Source organism: Neobacillus pocheonensis, assembly GCF_050477905.1.
Classification (GTDB): domain Bacteria; phylum Bacillota; class Bacilli; order Bacillales; family Cytobacillaceae; genus Neobacillus; species Neobacillus pocheonensis_A.
In genome coordinates this window covers 33,478-51,266 of record NZ_JBCNAD010000066.1, presented here as the reverse complement: position 1 = coordinate 51,266, position 17,789 = coordinate 33,478, and the positions used below count along the sequence as shown (strand labels likewise).

Genomic DNA, 17,789 nt, shown 5'->3' with positions numbered 1-17,789 from the left:
TTAAGTTTCGTTCTCAATAGAGGATTTATTGAGGTATATGTCGAATATTTTATAGGTTAAACTTCATAGAATACTATGAAATTAAATCGTTTTCATTAGTAGGGGGGATTGATTAATTATGATGCAAACACCTTTAACGATGACGCAAATGATTGACAGAGCCGAAAAGTATTTTCTGAAGAAGCAAGTTGTCTCAAGAACGGCAAGTGGAATTCAAAGATTTACCTATAAACAAATTGCCGAAAGAACTAGATTGCTCGCAAGTGCCTTAGAAAAGGTAGGAGTTACTAAAGGCGATCGAGTAGGAACCTTAGCTTGGAACCATCACCGCCATTTAGAAGCTTATTTTGCCATTCCATGTATGGGTGCAGTTCTTCATACCATCAATATCCGTCTAGCTCCCCAACATATTTCCTACATCATCAATCATGCAGAAGACAAAGTTCTTCTAGTTGACCATGACATTTTGCCCTTACTTGAAAAATGTGCGCATGAAATACCTAACGTAAAAGCCTATATTATTATGACCGATGAAAAAGAACTTCCTGAAACCACGCTTTCTCCCGTCTATCATTATGAAAATCTATTATTAGAGGCCAATCCTTTATATCAATACCCAAAGGATATCGACGAAAACGATGCAGCTGGTATGTGCTATACATCAGCTACTACAGGAAATCCAAAAGGCGTCGTTTATTCGCATCGAGGCATCTTTCTTCACAGCATGGCACTGGGTCTTGTAGATACCGCGGGGTTGAGTGAAAAGGACATTGCCCTTCCAGTTGTACCAATGTTTCATGCTAATGCTTGGGGAATGCCATTTGCCGCCGTTTGGTTTGGCGCAACTCTAGTTTTACCAGGTCCTTATTTTACCCCAAAATTGCTTGCTGGGCTTATCGAACAGGAAAAAGTAACAATAACTGCCGGTGTCCCAACCATATGGCTTGGATTATTAAAAGAGCTTGATGAAGGTTCTTACGATATGAGCAGCTTAAGAGGGGTTTTATGTGGAGGGTCTGCAGCACCAAAAGGCATGATTAAGGCATATGAGCAACGTCATAAAATACCTTTTATGCATGCCTATGGAATGACGGAAACAAGTCCACTTGCCGTGGTTTCTACTTTAAAAAGCTATCAAGAAAAGTTAGAGCCTGAGGAAAAATTAGATATTAGAGCTAAGCAAGGGACGCTTGTACCGGGGTTAGAAATGAAAATTGTAGGCAAGGACGGCGAAGTCGCCTGGGATGGTAAGGAGATGGGGGAATTATGTATTAGAGGGCCATGGATTGCTTCCGAATATTACCGCGACGAACGGACATTAGATGCATTCAAAGATGGCTGGCTCCATACTGGTGATGTGGTCACAATTGATGAGGAGGGTTTTGTGAAAATTGTGGACCGAACAAAGGATTTAATTAAGAGTGGTGGAGAATGGATCTCCTCTGTGGACATAGAAAATGCGTTAATGGCTCATGATGCGATATTTGAAGCAGCTGTTGTGGCTGTTCCGCATGAAAGGTGGCAGGAACGTCCGGTTGCTTGTGTTGTTTTAAAAGATGCCTATAAAGAAAAAATTACGAAGGATGAGCTTTTTGACTTTTTAAAACCGCAGTTTGCAAAATGGTGGATTCCAGATGACATCCTGTTCTTGGGAGAGATTCCAAAGACATCAGTAGGGAAATTTCTAAAGATGGCACTTCGAGAACAAGTGCAAAAAGAAGTTACCCGCAAAAGTTAAAGGTAGAGGACAAGGGGCCAGTCCCTTTTCTTTTTGCTGTTGGATTTAAAATTATGAAGAAAATTCGATATATTAGGAAAATTAATTTTTATTCCTCACATTTCCAGTTATAATGATAATGAATGAACTATTAAGGGGGCGTTTAGTTTGACGATGAATTTTATAACGGACAAGGTGAATATAAAAATAGAGGGCCGCGTAGCAACGGTGGAAATGAATAGACCCGAAAGCTTAAACGCAATGGACACAGATGTCATTAAAGGGCTAGTATGCAACCTTAAGGAAATTAGCGAATCGGATGATATTGATATCGTGGTTTTAACAGGAAAAGGAAAGGCCTTTTCAGCAGGGGGCGATATTAAAACCATGCTCTCGGACATAAATGAGAGCGATTTCCTGCCAGTTATGGATTGTATCAGTGAATTGATTATTACTCTTTATAGTATCCCTAAATTAACAATCAGTGCTGTATCAGGGGCAGCGGCTGGATTAGGGTTTAGTTTAGCCCTAGCAACGGACTATATAATCGCCGATAAAGCAAGTAAGCTGGCAATGAATTTTATCGGAATTGGTTTAATCCCAGATGGTGGAGCGCATTTCTTTTTAGAGAAAAAATTGGGGGAAACGAAGGCAAAACAAGTAATCTGGGATGGTAAGATGATGAGTGCAGAAGAAGCATATAAGATTGGACTAGTTCAAGAGGTAGCCGGGGATGATCTTCAAGTGACCTTACATACTCGACTTGCCGACTGGTTAAGCCGTCCGGTTCAAGCTATGATTAAGACGAAAAAGATATTGGCAGAAAAGAATCGACCGCAATTATTGAAAATTTTAGAATTAGAAAAATATGGACAGCAGAAAATGAGGGAAACCCTCGACCATAAAGAAGGAATTAAAGCTTTTATTGAAAAAAGGAAACCAAATTTTATCGGAAAATAAAAAACAAAGGAGCTCAGCTTCTTTGTTTTTTTACACAACAATTAAGAATGGAATAGTAATAACTTTCCGCTCGGAGATGTACAGCGATGTGTTTTTTCTAATAAGTTTTTCTCTGATAATAGTTTTTCACCAAGACTCTTTGCGGCATCATCATTTTCCGCTTGGAAAGCTTCGTCTAATAGCTTTTCCCCATTTGCTTCAAAGGCCGTTAGTTTATAAGTTTTCATCATTCATACCCCTTTTTAATAAGATAAACTACTATTATTTTTGCATAATTCTTACTATTAATCAAAGGAAAAAATTGAATCTTTTTCCTTATTTGTTCGTATTTTAACAGAAGGAGTGATTCAAATGGTTCTTAAGCTTGAAAGTGTGACGAAACAGTTCGGCCAATTTACTGCTGTCGATCAATTATCCTTAGAAATTCCCAATCAAGAAATGTTTGGGTTTTTGGGAGCGAATGGAGCTGGCAAAACAACTACCTTTCGCATGATTCTGGGATTATTGGATGCGACAGATGGAAAAATCACATGGGACGGAAAAGCGATTGACTACTCTACTAGCCACTTGGTCGGCTATCTTCCTGAGGAAAGAGGCTTGTATCCTAAATTGAAAGTTCGTGAGCAGCTTATCTATTTAGCTAGATTAAGAGGAATGCCTAAAAATGAAGCCTTAATTGAATTAAGATTGTGGCTTGATCGATTTAAAATACCAGAGTATGAGAATAAAAAAGTGGAAGAACTGTCGAAGGGGAATCAGCAGAAAATCCAATTTATTGCTGCAGTCCTACATAAACCCAAATTACTCATTCTCGACGAGCCATTCAGCGGGCTCGACCCTGTTAATGTTGAAATGTTAAAAGAAGCAGTCCTAGCGTTAAAAGAGAACGGCGCGACCATCGTGTTTTCAAGTCATAGGATGGAACACGTTGAGGAAATGTGTGAGCATCTCTGCATTTTACATAAGGGCAGTCCGGTTGTATACGGTTCATTAAAAGAAATCAAGCGCAATTTCGGCAAAAAGAATCTTGTCATCCATGCTGATTTTAAATTAGATGGATTAAAAGATTTTCCTGGAGTTGTAAAATCTAAACCAACGATGGAAGGAATTCATCTACAGATTGATGGGGAAGCAGCAGCAGATAAAATTTTAAAAGAGATAGTAGGCAAAGGATTTATTCGAAAATTTGCCCTTGAAGAACCTTCTTTAAATGACATTTTTATCGAGGAAGTGGGTAATTCTTATGAATAATTTTTGGATTATCTTATTTCATACCTATCTAAATAAACTAAAAAGCAAATCATTTATCGTCACGACTATTTTAACTGTTGTGATTGTGCTTGCCTTAACAAATATCAATAATATCATTAATATATTTGATAAAAATGGCGGCAAAGAACCAATCGCTGTGCTTGATGAAACAGGCCAGCTATTTGAGCCATTCAAACAACAAGTAACGACATTAAATAAAGATATTAAACTTACTAACTTTCATGGAAGTGAAGTCGAAGCTCAAAAAGCTGTAGAAAAAGGTGATTATGAAGGGCTCATTCAAATCCGCTTTAACGATGAAAAACTGCCAGAGGCAACCTTTAAAGCGATGAGCATTGCAGATTCTTCCTTGTTCACGGATCTTCAGACTAGTTTGCAGCAGGTAAAAACTATGCAAGCTGCCACCCAGATTAATTTGAATCCAACACAGCTAAAAAATCTTTACGAACCTGTTTCATTTGAAAAACTCGCGTTAGAAAAAAATGCAAAAACGGAAGAAGAATTGAATCAAGCAAGGGGACTTGTCTATGTCCTGCTATTTGTTATTTATTTTAGTGTTATTATGTATGCTAATATGATTGCAATGGAGGTAGCGACAGAAAAATCCTCAAGGGTCATGGAAATTTTAATATCAAGTGTTTCGCCTATCAAGCAAATGTTTGCCAAAATCATTGGTATTGGTTTATTAAGCCTTACACAACTTGCTGCCTTTTTAATTGTCGGATACTACTCCTTAACAAAGAATATGAATTCATTGAAAGACGGCTTTTTTGGTGTTTATGGGTTCAAGGATATCCCGGTCGAGACGATTGTATATGCAGTTATCTTTTTTATCCTTGGCTATTTTCTCTATGCAACTCTTGCGGCGTTTTTAGGCTCTCTCGTAAGCCGGATTGAAGATGTACAGCAGATGATTACCCCGATGACGTTACTTGTGGTAGGCGGATTTATGATTGCTATGTTTGGACTTGGTAAACCAGATGCGCCGTTTATTACGGCAACCTCTTATATTCCATTTTTTACACCTATGATCATGTTTTTACGTGTAGGAATGCTCACTATACCGGTTTGGGAAGCAATTATGGGAATTGCAATTCTTGTTGTTACAATTGCGGTTCTAGCGATATTCGGTGCCAGAGTTTATCGAGGCGGTGTATTAATGTATGGTCAATCAAACTCCTTTAAAGATATTAAAAAAGCGTTACAATTAACAAAAAATAAATAGAATGTTTAAGTCTTCCCATTTTAGGTTAGGCTTTTTATTATTTTTGATACAGAACGTGCATTCGTATTTTAAAGATGCTACAATGAAGAAAAGAGTATGGAAGGAATATTTTGCCGATGAAAAAGATATCGTTTATTCATGCTGCGGATCTACATTTAGACAGCCCGATGGTCGGATTAAAACATTTACCGTCAGCCATTTTTAAAAGAGTGAAAGAAAGTACCTTTGTGGCCATGAGAAAACTAGTTGCAGCAGCTATTCACCGCAAAGTTGATTTTGTCATTTTAGCAGGCGATTTATTTGATGGCGAAGATCGAAGTCTACGGGCCCAATCCCGCTTTCGAACGGAAATGCAGAAGCTTGATGAGGAGGGAATTCCCGTTTTTATCATCCATGGAAATCACGATCATTTAAATGGATCATGGGTACACCTTGATATGCCAGCGAATGTTCATGTTTTTAAAAGTGAGGTTGAAGCAAAGGTCTTGCATACAAAGAGTGGCGAAAAGGTCCATCTTTATGGATTCAGTTATCCCACGAGGCACGTGTTCGATAGAAAAATAGATGACTATAGGAAGGTTGATGAGGCTGATTTTCATATAGGCATTCTTCACGGCAACGAGAGTATGAGTTCTGATCATGATAACTACGCTCCATTCTCGATCAAAGACCTGATTGAAAAAGGATTCGATTATTGGGCATTAGGACATATCCATAAACGGGGAGTTTTATCTGAATCGCCGCCCGTTATTTACCCCGGCAATATCCAAGGGAGAAATAAAAAAGAAACAGATGCAAAGGGGTGTTATTTAGTAGAACTTTCGGACTCTGATGTGAAACTGGACTTCATAGTGACATCTGATATTATTTGGCAGGAAACAGTGCTAAATGCAGCATCTTCGAGTAATTTTGATGAAGTACTGCAGTTATGCCAAACCAAAATAGATGGCTTCCGCCAGGAACGAACAGGAACTCTTTTAACTCTAAATATCGATAATATTCAACTGAATGATGAGCGGGAAAGAAGGGGTTTGAAAGAGGAATTGTTAGAGCTTCTTATGGAAGAAGAAAAAGAGGAAGAATCATTTGTATGGATTGTCGATTTAAACCTAAAGGAATCAAAGGAAATTGACAAAGAACATTTAAAAACAGAAACAAATTTCTATGCCGAGCTTTTCGAAACAATAGAAAATTATCGAAGAATAAATGAAGCTACATCTCCATTATATGATCATTCGTTAGGGAGAAAATATTTATCCCATCTATCTGAAATAGAGCAAGAAGAGCTTATTGAAAAGGCAGAAAAATTATTAATTGAATTACTTTATCAATCTTAACAGGAAGGTGCGGGTAAGGATTGAAAATTGTCGAATTACAGATTTATGGTTATGGACAATTAGAAAATGTAAAAATTACAGACCTGTCCGATTTTCAAGTTTTCTATGGCGAGAATGAAGCAGGGAAATCGACGATTATGGCCTTTATTCATGGTGTATTATTTGGTTTTCCGACGAAACAACAAACAGAGTTACGCTATGAGCCAAAGCATCACCATAAATATGGAGGCAAAATAAGAGTTTTCCATGAGGATTATGGCTTTGCCGTGATCGAGCGCGTGAAAGGAAAAGCTGCAGGCGATGTAAAAGTGATGATTGAAAATGGTAGGTTAGGCGGAGAAGAACTTCTAAAAGAGTTAATGGAAAATTTTGATAAAAGTCTTTTTCAAGCTATTTTTTCCTTCAGCCTTCATGGCCTTCAGAACATTCATCAAATGAAGGGTGAAGAAATTGGAAGGTTTTTATTTTCTGCCGGGACTCTAGGGACAGAAAAGTTAGCAAAGACTGAAACTATTTTACAAAAAGAACTAGATACGCGCTTTAAGCCAACCGGAAAAAAACCAATATTAAACGAAAAATTGCAGGAACTTCATGAAATAAATGCGGAGCTAAAAAAAGCGGCTGCCAAAAATAAAAATTACGAGAACCTGGCTCAAAGAAAAGAAATGCTTCATCAGGAAATGACTGTTATTAATGAATTACTGAAGGAATTACATGAAAAGGTTGAAAAACTAACTGAGTGGAAGAGAATTCAGGAAATCGTAAAAGAAGAAAAATGGACTAAAAAAGAGATTAGTGAACTAGGAGAAATTGTGTTTCCTGCTCGTGGCATTGAAAGAATGGAAAAAATAAATCAGCTCATTCGCCCTTATAATGCCCAAATTAGTAGCATTGAGAATAGGATTGAACAAATAAAAAAAGAAATAAATGATATTCAGCCAAATCATTTTCTTCTAGAAAACGAACCTGCTATTTTATCAACACTTGATCAGGTTCCTCTTTATGAGCAATTTAAACTTGAATCCCAATCCTGTGAAACGAAATTACTAGAATATGAAGAAAGGCTTTCTGCTATAAAAGAGAGACTTCATTTACCAATAAACGAAGAAGACATCCTGTTAATCAATACAAATATTTATATGAAAGCCCAAGTAGAAAGGGTGTCACGAAAACACCAGAAGCTTGAAGAGGCTAAAGAAGATCTTGAAGCACGTTTTCTAGAAGAAAAGAATCAATTGCAGGAAATTGAAAAAGACATCCGTTTGGCAGAAGACGTTTGTTTACCTAAACAGAAAAGGTCATATCTTTTAGAACAAATAAATCAGGGGAATGACAAGAAAAGCGTAGAATTAGAATTAAAAGTTCTTAAAGACAAAATTGAATTTTATCAAAGGGCAAATGAACGGGGAAAGGCTGAAAAGGAAAGGGCTGTAAAGCAGAAAAGGCTGCAGTTTCTTATATTTGAATTGATCTTTTTTTCCTTATCTCTGTATGGATTGCTGTCAAGTCAAATTGCTTTGTTGGTTTTAGGTATTTTAGGTTGTGTAATAATCACTTTCATTCTAATAAAAAGTTTCAGAATTCCAACCGATAAGACCTTTGACCAACCTCTTGCTGATTTAATTGAAAAAGAAAAAGCATTAATTCAGATAATCCAATCGGCTGAATTTAGGGATTTAACACACATAGAGGAACAATTAAAGCAGGATAATCATCGACTTGAGCAATTGCAAAAGCTGAAAATGAAGTTAGAACAACAGCAAAGCCAATATGAGAAGGTGATTACTAAATTTGAGGAATGGGAAGTGGAAGCAGCGCAAAATATGGAAAAACTGTTGTCCATCAGCAGCGAATTAAAAATTCCTGAATATATTGCCACTACTTTCCTGCTAGAAGCTTTCCTATTAATTGAACAATATAAAACTGTCTTACGGGAGAAAAAACAAATCCACACGAGGCAGGAGCAAATCAAGCAGTCTCAAGGTGCAATCTTGGATAGTGTTAATGAATATGCAAATCGATATTTGACAGATAAAGGTTTAGATCTACATAAATCAGCCTATTTATTGCGAAATAAGCTAAAAGAAGAGCACGAAAATCGTATCAAGTGTAAAGAGAGGTTAGCAAAGCTAGCTGAACTGGAATCTGAATTGCAGATTAAAAAGCAGGAGGTTGAGCGTTTTCATCAGGAATCCACTAAACTTTTGAATGAAGCTAAGTTGGAATCAGAGCAAAAATTCTATGAAGTTGGTGAGAAGGCAGAGAAGAAGGAAAAGCTTCTTGAAAGGTTTGAAACTGTCCGGAGCCAGCTTCATTACTCCCTACTTTCTGAGCAGGAAAGGGAAAGCTATTTACACGTTCATAATGGTGATGAATTGCTGAATGAATACAATCATCAAGAACAGGATTTACATGCAAAATTGAAAAAGCATCATGAGGAACTGGCTTCCATAAAATACGAAATTCAAATACTAGAGGAAGGGGGCTTGTATTCCGACATTCTTCATCACTATAAACAGAAAAAATTTGAATTAGAAGAAGAGGCCAAAAATTGGTCCGTTTATTGTTTGGCTCAAGATATATTAGTCAGTACCATAGAAAAGTATAAAAATATCCATTTACCAAGGATGCTTTCTAAAGCCGAGGAATACTTAGCTTTCCTTACCAACGGAAGTTATCAAAAAATTCACCTTCAAAAGTCAGGCACAGGCTTTTTAGTAGAAAGGAAAGACCATACATTATTTGAAGCAAATGAACTAAGTCAAGCCACAACAGAACAGTTATATGTAGCCATTCGGCTTGCTTTGGCAACAACACTCTATGAAAAGTATCAATTTCCAATCATAATAGATGATAGCTTTGTAAACTTTGATGCTGGAAGAACGGAAAAAGTAATTAAACTTCTTAAACAATTGAATAGAAATCAAATATTCTTTTTTACATGCCATCGTCATTTACTGCATCATTTCAAAAAGGAAAATATTCTTAGTTTGGAAAAAGGTGCTGTTCAAATTACATCCTAGAGAAATAGTTAGATATGTTATACTCGTACTAGGGAAAGGAGCGTGGGTAGATTGACTAAAGGTGTATTACAGTATGATGTTGGGGAACAGGTAGACTTATTTTTACTAATAAAAAGTTCAACAAAGGGCATTGCGAGTAATGGCAAGCCATTTTTGACGCTAATCCTTCAAGATCAAAGCGGTGAAATTGAGGCAAAGCTTTGGGATGCAGGAGAAGAGGAAGAAAAGGCATACGCAGCCCAAAATATTGTGAAAATTCAAGGTGATCTACAAAATTATCGAGGGAAAAGCCAACTGAAAATTCGTCAGATTCGAAGAACTGGACCAGCAGATGGTGTTAAATTGGATGATTTTCTAGCAACTGCTCCACTTAGTCAAGATGAGATGGTCAGCAAGCTGACCCAATATATATTTGAAATGAGAAATCCGAACATCCAACGAATTACCCGCCATTTAATCAAAAAACATCAAAAGGCATTCTTGGAATACCCGGCAGCAACTAAGAACCATCATGAATTTGTTTCAGGTCTTGCTTATCACGTCGTCAGTATGCTGGACCTTGCAAAGGCGATTGCATTACTTTATCCAAGTCTCGATAAAGATTTGCTTTATGCTGGAGTGATTTTACATGATATGGGGAAGGTAATGGAATTATCTGGACCCGTATCAACCGTCTATACAATTCAAGGTAATTTACTAGGTCATATTACTATTATGATCAATGAAATTGGCAAAGCTGCTGAAGAACTTGGAATTACTGGAGAGGAAGTGCTCATACTTCAGCATCTCGTTCTTAGTCATCATGGAAAAGCGGAATGGGGAAGCCCGAAACCACCGCTAATTAAAGAAGCGGAGATTCTTCATTATATTGATAATCTCGATGCAAAAATGAATATGCTTGACCGTGCTCTTGAAAGGGTAAAGCCTGGTGAATTTTCCGAACGGATTTTTGCTTTGGATAATCGTTCCTTTTATAAGCCAGTATTTCATAAATAAAAATAACCCACAGGGGTTATTTTTTTTGAGCAAAATAGCATATTTTTGGATGAACCGAATAAGTTGTAATACAAAGTGGACAACCACTAATGAAAGGGGCAAATGAATTTGACTATACCTATTTGGATCTATGCAGTTGTGGTTGGAATTGTGGTTAGTGCACTCATGGCGATAAAAACAGGGCGGGAAGAGCGCAAACTTGAACTAGAAAACATTGAGCGAGAAGGGGAAATCTATATAAAACGCCTGGAGCGCGAAAAGGAATTAAAGGAAGAAATTAAGGCTACAGGCGAATAAAAAAGCGGAAACGCCCAGTCGGGCGAATCCGCTTTTCTTATTTATTGACCTGTTGCTGCTGCAGATGCTTGTGGCTTCAACGCATCTTTAAGGTCTTTATCATTAATTTTTACGTTAGCTGCTTTAAGTTCATTCTGCATTGCTTTATTGATATCATCGCTCTTTAATTTTGAAGATTTTACTTGATATTCAATCTCTTTCTTCATGTCAGCGTATGATTTTTTCTCTTTTTTATCCGTTACTTGGATAATATGATATCCGAATTGTGATTTCACTGGAGCACTAATTTCATTGACTTTTAAAGCATACGCTGCTTTTTCAAAGTCAGGATCCATTTTGCCAGCACCAAACCATCCTAAATCGCCGCCGTTTTGCGCAGAAGCTGTATCTGTTGAATATTCTTTGGCAACATCTTCAAATTTTGCACCGCCATCAAGTTTTTTCTTAACTTCGGTAGCCGTTTTTTCATCAGCAACAAGGATGTGACGTGCTTTAATTTCAGGCTTATAGTTGTCGTAATAATCCTTCATTTCTTTTTCTGTGACTTTGACATCTTTTAGTGCTGCTTTTTCTTGAAGCATGCCAAGCTTCATTGTTTTCTTTAAATCAGCTTCGCTTTTGTAGCCATATTGGGCAAGGGTGGTTTCAAAGTTTGCACCAAGATCTGCTTTTAACTGGGCAATCTTATCATTTAATTCTTTATCTGTTACTTTGTATTTCTTGGAAAGAACTTTTTCATAAACAAGCTGCTGAAGGGCTTGTTCACCGTATTTATCCTTCATTGTTTTATAAAGCTCATCTTGGGTTACATCCCCAACCTTACTCTCTGCTACTTTTTCAGAACCACTTTGATTACATGCGCTTAAAGCAAGAACGCCACTGGCTAACGAAAGGGCTAATATCCATTTTTTCATGTCGAAATCTCTCCTAAATTGTATATTCTTGTCCACAATCTCTACTATAACATAAATGGGAACTACTGCAAAAATAAAACCTGTGATTGTTTTTTGAATATTACACAAAATCGCACCAGACTTTTCCAAAAAAATTTGGTAAATGCCTAAACGAAATGAATATCGATTGAATAGTATATGGTAGTAAATGAAAAAGGAGGTATTACGATGAGCCACGGACATGGAGCTGGCTTCGCTCTAATTGTAGTACTTTTCATACTATTGATTATTGTTGGAGCTTCTTGGATTTACTAATAAATTCAGCTCTTTTTGAAAGGAGGTAAAAATATGTCTGGTGCAGGAGGATACGGAGGAGGATTTGCGTTAGTCGTTGTCCTATTCATTTTATTAATTATTATCGGAGCATCTTGGGTATATTAATCCAAATTGCAAATTAAAAGCGATGAGAACTGTCTCATCGCTTCTATTTTTTTGTTTGTCCAGTACATATCCGTTTGTCCCGCATTACATTAACAGTTGGATTATGTATATAAAATTTCCAAATACGAAGAAATCAGCAGGATTGTGACCAAAACATTAATGGTTCGAAAAACCTTGTGCTGGCGTTCTTCAGGTATTTCTTTTTGAATGCAAAGGGAATTGGTCATTTTGTTTACATAAAACAAGATAAAAATAGCGAAGACAATAAAAATGGAGATCATCGACGATTCCCTCCCTGTTGTTCATTATGCTTATTACATTATCAAAAATTACGAAAAAAAGATAGTCACAAAGATTAGAAGAATATTAGACGTTAAACTAATAAAAAAACAAGGAGTTCTTAAAAAAGGTTTACTCCTGTTTGAAAAAGGTAAATAATGATAATAGGCTTACATTTATAGTCTGAAAAGAGGGCAAACTGGATGAACGATTATGAAATGTTAATACAAAAAGTTAATCAACTCGAATACCATCAAAAGCTGCTTTTAGCATTACTTACCAATCCTAAACTCGAATTTAATAAACTCATTATTGAACACGGTATTTCAAAACAGGAAATTACGAAATTTTTTAATTTATGTGACAAATTGAGCATGCAATTAGAAGAACAAAAAGCGGAAGGGTATGTATACTTTCATCCGCTTTTTGACGAGTTATCGGCATCTTTACCAGGTTCGCTGGAAATTAAAGAAGTCCTCATTGCGTGTTTAAAACAGGAACTTTACAAGCCGCTGTTCCTTGAATTCGAAAAATACATCTAAGCAAGTTCTTGTTCAGGCTTCTCGGCCTTTCGAAGCTTACCATTTTCTTCAGTAAATTCACTTTCAATGTTATGAAAGGAACGTTCGAAAATTTCCATAAAATCTGCCCCATATATGTTGCGGACAATTGCCATTGTTTCAATAAAATCTGGAAATTTCCCATACAATTCTCTCAGTGGCAGCGCACCAGAAAAGGCAGAATTACTATCTGGCTCATAGGTTTCCATCAATTGAAGTAAAATTGCTTCACCTTCAGGAGTAAGTTGAATGTAGGTGTTACGCTTGTCATTTTCTTTTTTAGAAAATTGCAGCAAACCTCTTTCTTCTAACTTTTTCGAAAAATTAAATGCTGTCGAGACGTGCATGACCCCGAACTTTGCCACATCTGAAATGGAAGCACCGTTTAAATGGTGGGCAATCCATAGAATATGGTGTTCATTAATATTTAAATCAAAAGGCTTAATCCACTGCTGCCAATCCTTCTCAATCGATTTCCAAAGTGCTTTGCTTAATTGAGCAATCCTTTGACTAAAAAAGAAAGCTTCCTTCATTGAATACTGTTTCTCTGTCATCCCCAATTCACCTTCTTTATTATTTCTCTATTATCATTATGCCAATAAAATAAAAATTAATAAAGATATAAATTCACAAAATTTTTAGAAATTATGAAAATTTTATCTTGAAATTTCATTTTTATTCAAAAAAGCTTGCCTTGTTCATAGGAATGGACGAATTATCATATAAATAGTTACAAGAATAATCTGAAATTTTAACTTATTAAAAGGAGGCAAATGATGAAGAGTGCCACAATCGTTTTCTTTTTACTAAGTGCTATCCTTTTTTTGGGCACATTTAAATATTTATTAGATTATAAAAAACCTGGTGTATATCCACCGAAACAAGTCTTAATGAAAAGAATAAGGGCGTTAGCAGGAGGGGGTGGAATTTGTCTTCTCCTTGCTTCCATGCTTTCTTATTTTTTATAAAATCTGGAAATATTTGAATTTAAGAAAAGAACCCACAGGGTTCTTTTCTTAAAAAAGGATCCCGCCGATTATTTTTGAATGACGGAAGCTGTTGATAATTTAGTTCTTTTTACGATTGAAAGAGCCACTGGATACAAAATAATCATAGTAATAGCATTTAAAGCAATGGCGGGTAATACACCTGCTGAAAACAGCAATGCGAATGAATTTGGCAATCCGACAATGAAATAAGCAGCTGTTAAAAATACAGATCCTGAAACAGCTGTGCCTGCTGCAGTTAATACTGCTACACTAACTACGGAATTTCGGTACTTTTTTAAGGCTAAAAATAAACCAAAAAAGACTAATGCCGTAACAGGCTTATCAATAATATTTGGAATTTGGCCACCTGGAAAACCTGTTGTTAATGCAGACAGCACGCCAGTTACTATAGCCAAAAGCATGACACTTTTAAATTCTGGAATAAGGACAATCCCTAAAAACATCATGGCTAGCATCATATCCGGCTTAATTCCAAAGAATGAAGGCATTACCGTGTGCAAAACCACTCCAATCCCCGCTAACAATGCTAAAACTACCAAATTTCTTGTATTCATTTCTCATCTCTCCTCTGCTCTTCTAAGCTATTTGTTTCTCCTACAGTGCACTCATTGCCTGCAGCGAAAAACTTACATTCATTATAACATAATAATATAATGTTTTTAAAGATATAATTTTCTGATAATTTAATAATTATTTATTGGTTTGTTTAGAGCTGTTTTGAAATAGCAGCAGCCATTTCCTGCAACATATTAGGCGAATAATCACTTTGATTGTTTTTCCAAACAGCGCCGAAGCCATCGCCTTTACCATAACGTGGAATTAAGTGCATATGATAGTGAAAAACGGATTGGCCAGCGTGTTCACCATTATTATTGATCGAGTTTAATCCAATTGGTTCGAATTCACGTTTTAAGGCATTAGCAATAGTTGGGACAACCTCAAACAAATTTCTTGCGATATCTGGTGTCAGTTCAAACAGGTTTTCCTTATGTATTTTTGGAATAACAAGAGTATGACCTTTTGTCACTTGGCTGATATCTAGAAAAGCCAAAACATGCTCGTTTTCAAATACCTTTGCTGCTGGGATATCGCCATTGACAATCTTACAAAAAATACAATCACTCATCTATTTCACTGCCCTTCATAAAATGTTTGTCTTATTTTACCATAATCACTACGGATAAAAAAGAAGGCCATATTAACTTGCTTGTCGATTTCCGCTCCAATTTACAAGGTTTCGAAATTAACAATAACTATTAACACAGACAAAAAGAAAAGAACAGGATTCGCATGGAATCCTGCCCTCTCGAAGGGGACCTGCTTCATTTTAACGTTCAATTAGGAGTGTTCTTTGATAAACACCTCATTTTTCGTAGAGTGTTTTTATAAAGAGACATCATTGTTCAAGCTGACCATCCCCTATATGTGTTTTTATATGTTTTCCCAACTTATAAAAACAGGTGGCGATCTGCGGTAAACACCTCATTTGTTGTTTATTTTTTTAAGATAAACAGTGGTGATTACTTGAACTCCAAATGGTTACCATGCACTTTGTACAAAACAACCATCCCCTTATCTGATACGAATGAAAGCTCACTTGTTTGAATGGAAAATGTCTTTAACAGACACCTCATTTCAAATTTTGATGAATTTCTTCACCGAAGTAAGTTGTTTCCCCTTCGAATATTATGATGTCCGGTTACGAAAGAAATATACAAAAAAATATCAAAAAATTGAATTCCTATTTTTATTGGGCACTTTTTGATAAAATAAACGATAATCATGCTACGGAAGGACGTTGAAAAATGTCTTTATTAACAATCGAAAATCTTGTCGGGGGATACACAAGGAACCCGGTATTAAAAGATGTTTCATTTGAAGTAAGAGAAAAAGAAATGGTCGGCCTTATTGGACTAAATGGCGCAGGGAAGAGTACAACCATTAAACACATCATTGGGCTTATGGAGCCGCATAAGGGTGCCATAAAAATCAATGGGAAATCATTTACTGAAGATAAAGAGTCATACCGCCGTTTGTTTACTTTTGTTCCTGAAACACCTGTTTTATATGAAGAATTGACATTGGATGAACATTTAAAGTTAACTGCGATGGCATATGGCCTTGATGAGAACACCTATAAAACGAGAGTGGCTCCTTTGCTTTCTGAATTTCGGATGGAAAAACGTTTGAACTGGTTTCCAGCGCATTTTTCAAAAGGAATGAAACAAAAAGTAATGATTATGTGTGCCTTCTTAGTACAGCCTTCACTATATATCGTGGATGAACCATTTGTTGGACTTGATCCACTTGGCATCCAATCCCTGCTAGATTTAATGAAAAAAATGAAAGAGAACGGCGCAGGCATTTTAATGTCTACACATATTTTGGCAACAGCAGAAAGATATTGTGACCGTTTTGTGATTCTCCATGAAGGGAAAATTAGAGCGAAGGGGACACTTGCGGAATTAAGGGAGCAATTCTCGATGCCTCAAGCTTCTTTGGATGATTTATATATTCAATTAACAAAGGAAGAAAATTATGTTTGATGATAATAAGCTTTGGAAGGATCGTGCAGGGATCCGTGTAAAAGATTTAGGCAGGTATCTTCGATATATTTTTAATGGGCATCTTGTCATCGTCCTCTTATTTCTTATAGGAACGGCCGCCTTTTATTATCAGAATTGGCTTGAAAACCTATCTTCAGGCTTCCCTGCGGAAATTATTATCGCCTTAATAATTGGAGGATTTCTAACCTATAGCCCTGTATATAATTTTTTATTAGAAGCAGACAAGGTATTTATCTTGCCGCTTGAAAATAAACTCAAAGGGTATTTTTTTCGTTCAGGAATAGCAAGCCTAGTGTTTCAAGGATATATTTTGTTAATGGTTCTTGCCGTCCTTATGCCCATGTATGCTCACATAAGCAGCAATGGATTCAACCTCTTTTTGCCCTTTTTCGTCGTTTTGTTAGCCTTAAAGGCTTGGAATCTTGCTTCAAACTGGAGAATTCATTATTTTGTTCAAACATCTGTACATAGGTGGGATATGATTGTCCGTTACTTCATCAATGCTGTCTTCACCTATTTGTTATTTAAACAGGCAAATATTTTTATTCTTTTTTGCATCGTTTTGGTAATGGTCTTTTATTATTACTCCTTTCATACTCGGACAAACAAGATGGGACTTAAATGGGATTTATTAATTGATGGAGAAGAAAAGAGGATGGCCTCTTTTTATCGCCTGGCTAACCTGTTTACGGATGTTCCGAAATTAAAGGATACTGTCAAGCGGCGCAAATGGCTTGATATCTTCCTGAATGGAATTCGATTTTCTCAGGAAAAAACCTACCTTTATTTGTTTTCAAGGACGTTTTTGCGTTCATCCGATTATCTTGGCCTCTTTATTCGACTGACTGTAATTGGTGCGGTGGCCATCTATTTTATTTCCTTTGGATTAGGACAAATTCTGTTAAGTGTTTTATTTTTATATTTAACCGGTTTTCAATTGCTCCCGCTATGGAATCATCATCAAAATAAGCTGTGGGTTGACTTATACCCAGTAGCCACGAAGTATAAAAAAGCTGCCTTTCATACATTATTAATGATTATTTTGGTCGTACAAGCAGTCCTATTTGCTTTAATTATATTAATTAAAGGTGAAATGATCATTGGCTTACTCGATTTGATCGCGGGTCTTGTATTCACTTATATGTTTGTTAATTTATACAGTAAAAATCGCCTAAAAGATAAATCCCTCATTTGAAACCATTGGGCAGATTC

At 36.4% G+C, this 17,789-nt stretch carries 20 protein-coding genes; 14 read left to right on the top strand and 6 right to left on the bottom strand.

Annotated elements, in window-relative coordinates:
- The first annotated feature begins 118 nt into the window (after nt 1-118).
- On the top strand, nt 119-1,738 hold the full coding sequence (locus ABES02_RS27360; RefSeq protein WP_430140947.1) for a long-chain fatty acid--CoA ligase: 1,620 nt from the start codon (nt 119-121) through the stop codon (nt 1,736-1,738).
- Between the two features lie 147 nt (nt 1,739-1,885).
- Entirely contained in the window at nt 1,886-2,677 is a 792-nt protein-coding gene (locus ABES02_RS27355; protein ID WP_430140946.1) for an enoyl-CoA hydratase, read from the top strand.
- Between the two features lie 41 nt (nt 2,678-2,718).
- Here the strand turns inward: ABES02_RS27355 and ABES02_RS27350 are convergent, their stop codons facing one another.
- Nucleotides 2,719-2,904: a YhzD family protein gene (locus ABES02_RS27350; RefSeq protein ID WP_430140945.1), complete on the bottom strand. Its 186-nt coding sequence runs from the start codon at nt 2,902-2,904 to the stop codon at nt 2,719-2,721.
- 124 nt (nt 2,905-3,028) lie between these two features.
- On the opposite strand from ABES02_RS27350, the gene ABES02_RS27345 reads away from it, so the two are divergent.
- The 6 genes from ABES02_RS27345 to ABES02_RS27320 all read left to right on the top strand — a co-directional run bounded on the left by ABES02_RS27345 (nt 3,029) and on the right by ABES02_RS27320 (nt 10,827).
- Nucleotides 3,029-3,928: an ABC transporter ATP-binding protein gene (locus ABES02_RS27345; RefSeq protein WP_430140944.1), complete on the top strand. Its 900-nt coding sequence runs from the start codon at nt 3,029-3,031 to the stop codon at nt 3,926-3,928.
- The gene (locus tag ABES02_RS27340; RefSeq protein ID WP_430140942.1) at nt 3,921-5,174 is read left to right on the top strand and encodes an ABC transporter permease; all 1,254 of its coding nucleotides are present in this window, start codon (nt 3,921-3,923) and stop codon (nt 5,172-5,174) included. Before ABES02_RS27345 ends, ABES02_RS27340 begins: the two co-directional genes overlap by 8 nt.
- A 116-nt stretch (nt 5,175-5,290) precedes the next feature.
- The gene (locus ABES02_RS27335) at nt 5,291-6,511 is read left to right on the top strand and encodes a metallophosphoesterase family protein (protein ID WP_430140941.1); all 1,221 of its coding nucleotides are present in this window, start codon (nt 5,291-5,293) and stop codon (nt 6,509-6,511) included.
- Between the two features lie 20 nt (nt 6,512-6,531).
- Nucleotides 6,532-9,534, top strand: a complete 3,003-nt coding sequence (locus tag ABES02_RS27330) for an AAA family ATPase (protein WP_430140940.1) — start codon at nt 6,532-6,534, stop codon at nt 9,532-9,534.
- Between the two features lie 51 nt (nt 9,535-9,585).
- Nucleotides 9,586-10,530 carry a 3'-5' exoribonuclease YhaM gene (gene yhaM, locus ABES02_RS27325; RefSeq protein ID WP_430140939.1) on the top strand — a complete coding sequence of 315 codons (945 nt, stop codon included), beginning with the start codon at nt 9,586-9,588 and terminating at the stop codon, nt 10,528-10,530.
- Between the two features lie 102 nt (nt 10,531-10,632).
- Entirely contained in the window at nt 10,633-10,827 is a 195-nt protein-coding gene (locus ABES02_RS27320; RefSeq protein ID WP_430140937.1) for a sporulation YhaL family protein, read from the top strand.
- A gap of 41 nt (nt 10,828-10,868) precedes the next feature.
- Here ABES02_RS27320 and ABES02_RS27315 read toward each other — a convergent pair whose 3' ends face one another.
- Nucleotides 10,869-11,741 carry a peptidylprolyl isomerase gene (locus ABES02_RS27315; protein ID WP_430140935.1) on the bottom strand — a complete coding sequence of 291 codons (873 nt, stop codon included), beginning with the start codon at nt 11,739-11,741 and terminating at the stop codon, nt 10,869-10,871.
- A 207-nt stretch (nt 11,742-11,948) separates the two neighbouring features.
- On the opposite strand from ABES02_RS27315, the gene ABES02_RS27310 reads away from it, so the two are divergent.
- Both ABES02_RS27310 and ABES02_RS27305 read left to right on the top strand, forming a co-directional pair.
- A complete protein-coding gene (locus tag ABES02_RS27310) occupies nt 11,949-12,035 on the top strand; it encodes a YjcZ family sporulation protein (RefSeq protein WP_310363590.1) in 87 nt (28 codons plus the stop codon).
- 33 nt (nt 12,036-12,068) lie between these two features.
- A complete protein-coding gene (locus tag ABES02_RS27305) occupies nt 12,069-12,161 on the top strand; it encodes a YjcZ family sporulation protein (protein ID WP_223592945.1) in 93 nt (30 codons plus the stop codon).
- A 101-nt stretch (nt 12,162-12,262) separates the two neighbouring features.
- Here the strand turns inward: ABES02_RS27305 and ABES02_RS27300 are convergent, their stop codons facing one another.
- Entirely contained in the window at nt 12,263-12,442 is a 180-nt protein-coding gene (locus ABES02_RS27300; protein ID WP_430140934.1) for a hypothetical protein, read from the bottom strand.
- 201 nt (nt 12,443-12,643) lie between these two features.
- Between ABES02_RS27300 and ABES02_RS27295 the strand changes: the two genes are divergently transcribed.
- Entirely contained in the window at nt 12,644-12,982 is a 339-nt protein-coding gene (locus ABES02_RS27295) for a DUF1878 family protein (RefSeq protein WP_430140933.1), read from the top strand.
- Here ABES02_RS27295 and ABES02_RS27290 read toward each other — a convergent pair.
- On the bottom strand, nt 12,979-13,554 hold the full coding sequence (locus ABES02_RS27290; RefSeq protein WP_430140931.1) for an HTH-type transcriptional regulator Hpr: 576 nt from the start codon (nt 13,552-13,554) through the stop codon (nt 12,979-12,981). The two genes, ABES02_RS27295 and ABES02_RS27290, sit on opposite strands and share 4 nt — an antisense overlap.
- A gap of 222 nt (nt 13,555-13,776) precedes the next feature.
- On the opposite strand from ABES02_RS27290, the gene ABES02_RS27285 reads away from it, so the two are divergent.
- Nucleotides 13,777-13,968, top strand: coding sequence for a hypothetical protein (locus tag ABES02_RS27285; protein ID WP_430140929.1), 192 nt, complete (start codon nt 13,777-13,779; stop codon nt 13,966-13,968).
- A gap of 68 nt (nt 13,969-14,036) precedes the next feature.
- Here ABES02_RS27285 and ABES02_RS27280 read toward each other — a convergent pair whose 3' ends face one another.
- Nucleotides 14,037-14,564: a tryptophan transporter gene (locus ABES02_RS27280; protein WP_430140927.1), complete on the bottom strand. Its 528-nt coding sequence runs from the start codon at nt 14,562-14,564 to the stop codon at nt 14,037-14,039.
- A 152-nt stretch (nt 14,565-14,716) separates the two neighbouring features.
- Complete coding sequence (locus tag ABES02_RS27275) at nt 14,717-15,136, bottom strand: HIT family protein (RefSeq protein WP_430140926.1); 420 nt, start codon at nt 15,134-15,136, stop codon at nt 14,717-14,719.
- A 679-nt stretch (nt 15,137-15,815) separates the two neighbouring features.
- Here ABES02_RS27275 and ABES02_RS27270 point away from each other — a divergent pair.
- Nucleotides 15,816-16,556 carry an ABC transporter ATP-binding protein gene (locus tag ABES02_RS27270; protein ID WP_430140924.1) on the top strand — a complete coding sequence of 247 codons (741 nt, stop codon included), beginning with the start codon at nt 15,816-15,818 and terminating at the stop codon, nt 16,554-16,556.
- Complete coding sequence (locus ABES02_RS27265) at nt 16,549-17,772, top strand: ABC transporter permease (protein WP_430140923.1); 1,224 nt, start codon at nt 16,549-16,551, stop codon at nt 17,770-17,772. The genes ABES02_RS27270 and ABES02_RS27265 overlap by 8 nt, the downstream gene beginning before the upstream one ends.
- Nucleotides 17,773-17,789: the final 17 nt, after the last annotated feature.

Coding starts and splice junctions, on each gene's coding strand:
- ABES02_RS27360 (WP_430140947.1), top strand. CDS start 119: ATGATGCAAACACCTTTAACGATGACGCAAATGATTGACAGAGCCGAA.
- ABES02_RS27350 (WP_430140945.1), bottom strand. CDS start 2,904: ATGAAAACTTATAAACTAACGGCCTTTGAAGCAAATGGGGAAAAGCTA.
- ABES02_RS27345 (WP_430140944.1), top strand. CDS start 3,029: ATGGTTCTTAAGCTTGAAAGTGTGACGAAACAGTTCGGCCAATTTACT.
- ABES02_RS27340 (WP_430140942.1), top strand. CDS start 3,921: ATGAATAATTTTTGGATTATCTTATTTCATACCTATCTAAATAAACTA.
- ABES02_RS27335 (WP_430140941.1), top strand. CDS start 5,291: ATGAAAAAGATATCGTTTATTCATGCTGCGGATCTACATTTAGACAGC.
- ABES02_RS27320 (WP_430140937.1), top strand. CDS start 10,633: ATGAATTTGACTATACCTATTTGGATCTATGCAGTTGTGGTTGGAATT.
- ABES02_RS27315 (WP_430140935.1), bottom strand. CDS start 11,741: ATGAAAAAATGGATATTAGCCCTTTCGTTAGCCAGTGGCGTTCTTGCT.
- ABES02_RS27310 (WP_310363590.1), top strand. CDS start 11,949: ATGAGCCACGGACATGGAGCTGGCTTCGCTCTAATTGTAGTACTTTTC.
- ABES02_RS27305 (WP_223592945.1), top strand. CDS start 12,069: ATGTCTGGTGCAGGAGGATACGGAGGAGGATTTGCGTTAGTCGTTGTC.
- ABES02_RS27300 (WP_430140934.1), bottom strand. CDS start 12,442: ATGATCTCCATTTTTATTGTCTTCGCTATTTTTATCTTGTTTTATGTA.
- ABES02_RS27295 (WP_430140933.1), top strand. CDS start 12,644: ATGAACGATTATGAAATGTTAATACAAAAAGTTAATCAACTCGAATAC.
- ABES02_RS27290 (WP_430140931.1), bottom strand. CDS start 13,554: ATGACAGAGAAACAGTATTCAATGAAGGAAGCTTTCTTTTTTAGTCAA.
- ABES02_RS27285 (WP_430140929.1), top strand. CDS start 13,777: ATGAAGAGTGCCACAATCGTTTTCTTTTTACTAAGTGCTATCCTTTTT.
- ABES02_RS27280 (WP_430140927.1), bottom strand. CDS start 14,564: ATGAATACAAGAAATTTGGTAGTTTTAGCATTGTTAGCGGGGATTGGA.
- ABES02_RS27275 (WP_430140926.1), bottom strand. CDS start 15,136: ATGAGTGATTGTATTTTTTGTAAGATTGTCAATGGCGATATCCCAGCA.
- ABES02_RS27270 (WP_430140924.1), top strand. CDS start 15,816: ATGTCTTTATTAACAATCGAAAATCTTGTCGGGGGATACACAAGGAAC.
- ABES02_RS27265 (WP_430140923.1), top strand. CDS start 16,549: ATGTTTGATGATAATAAGCTTTGGAAGGATCGTGCAGGGATCCGTGTA.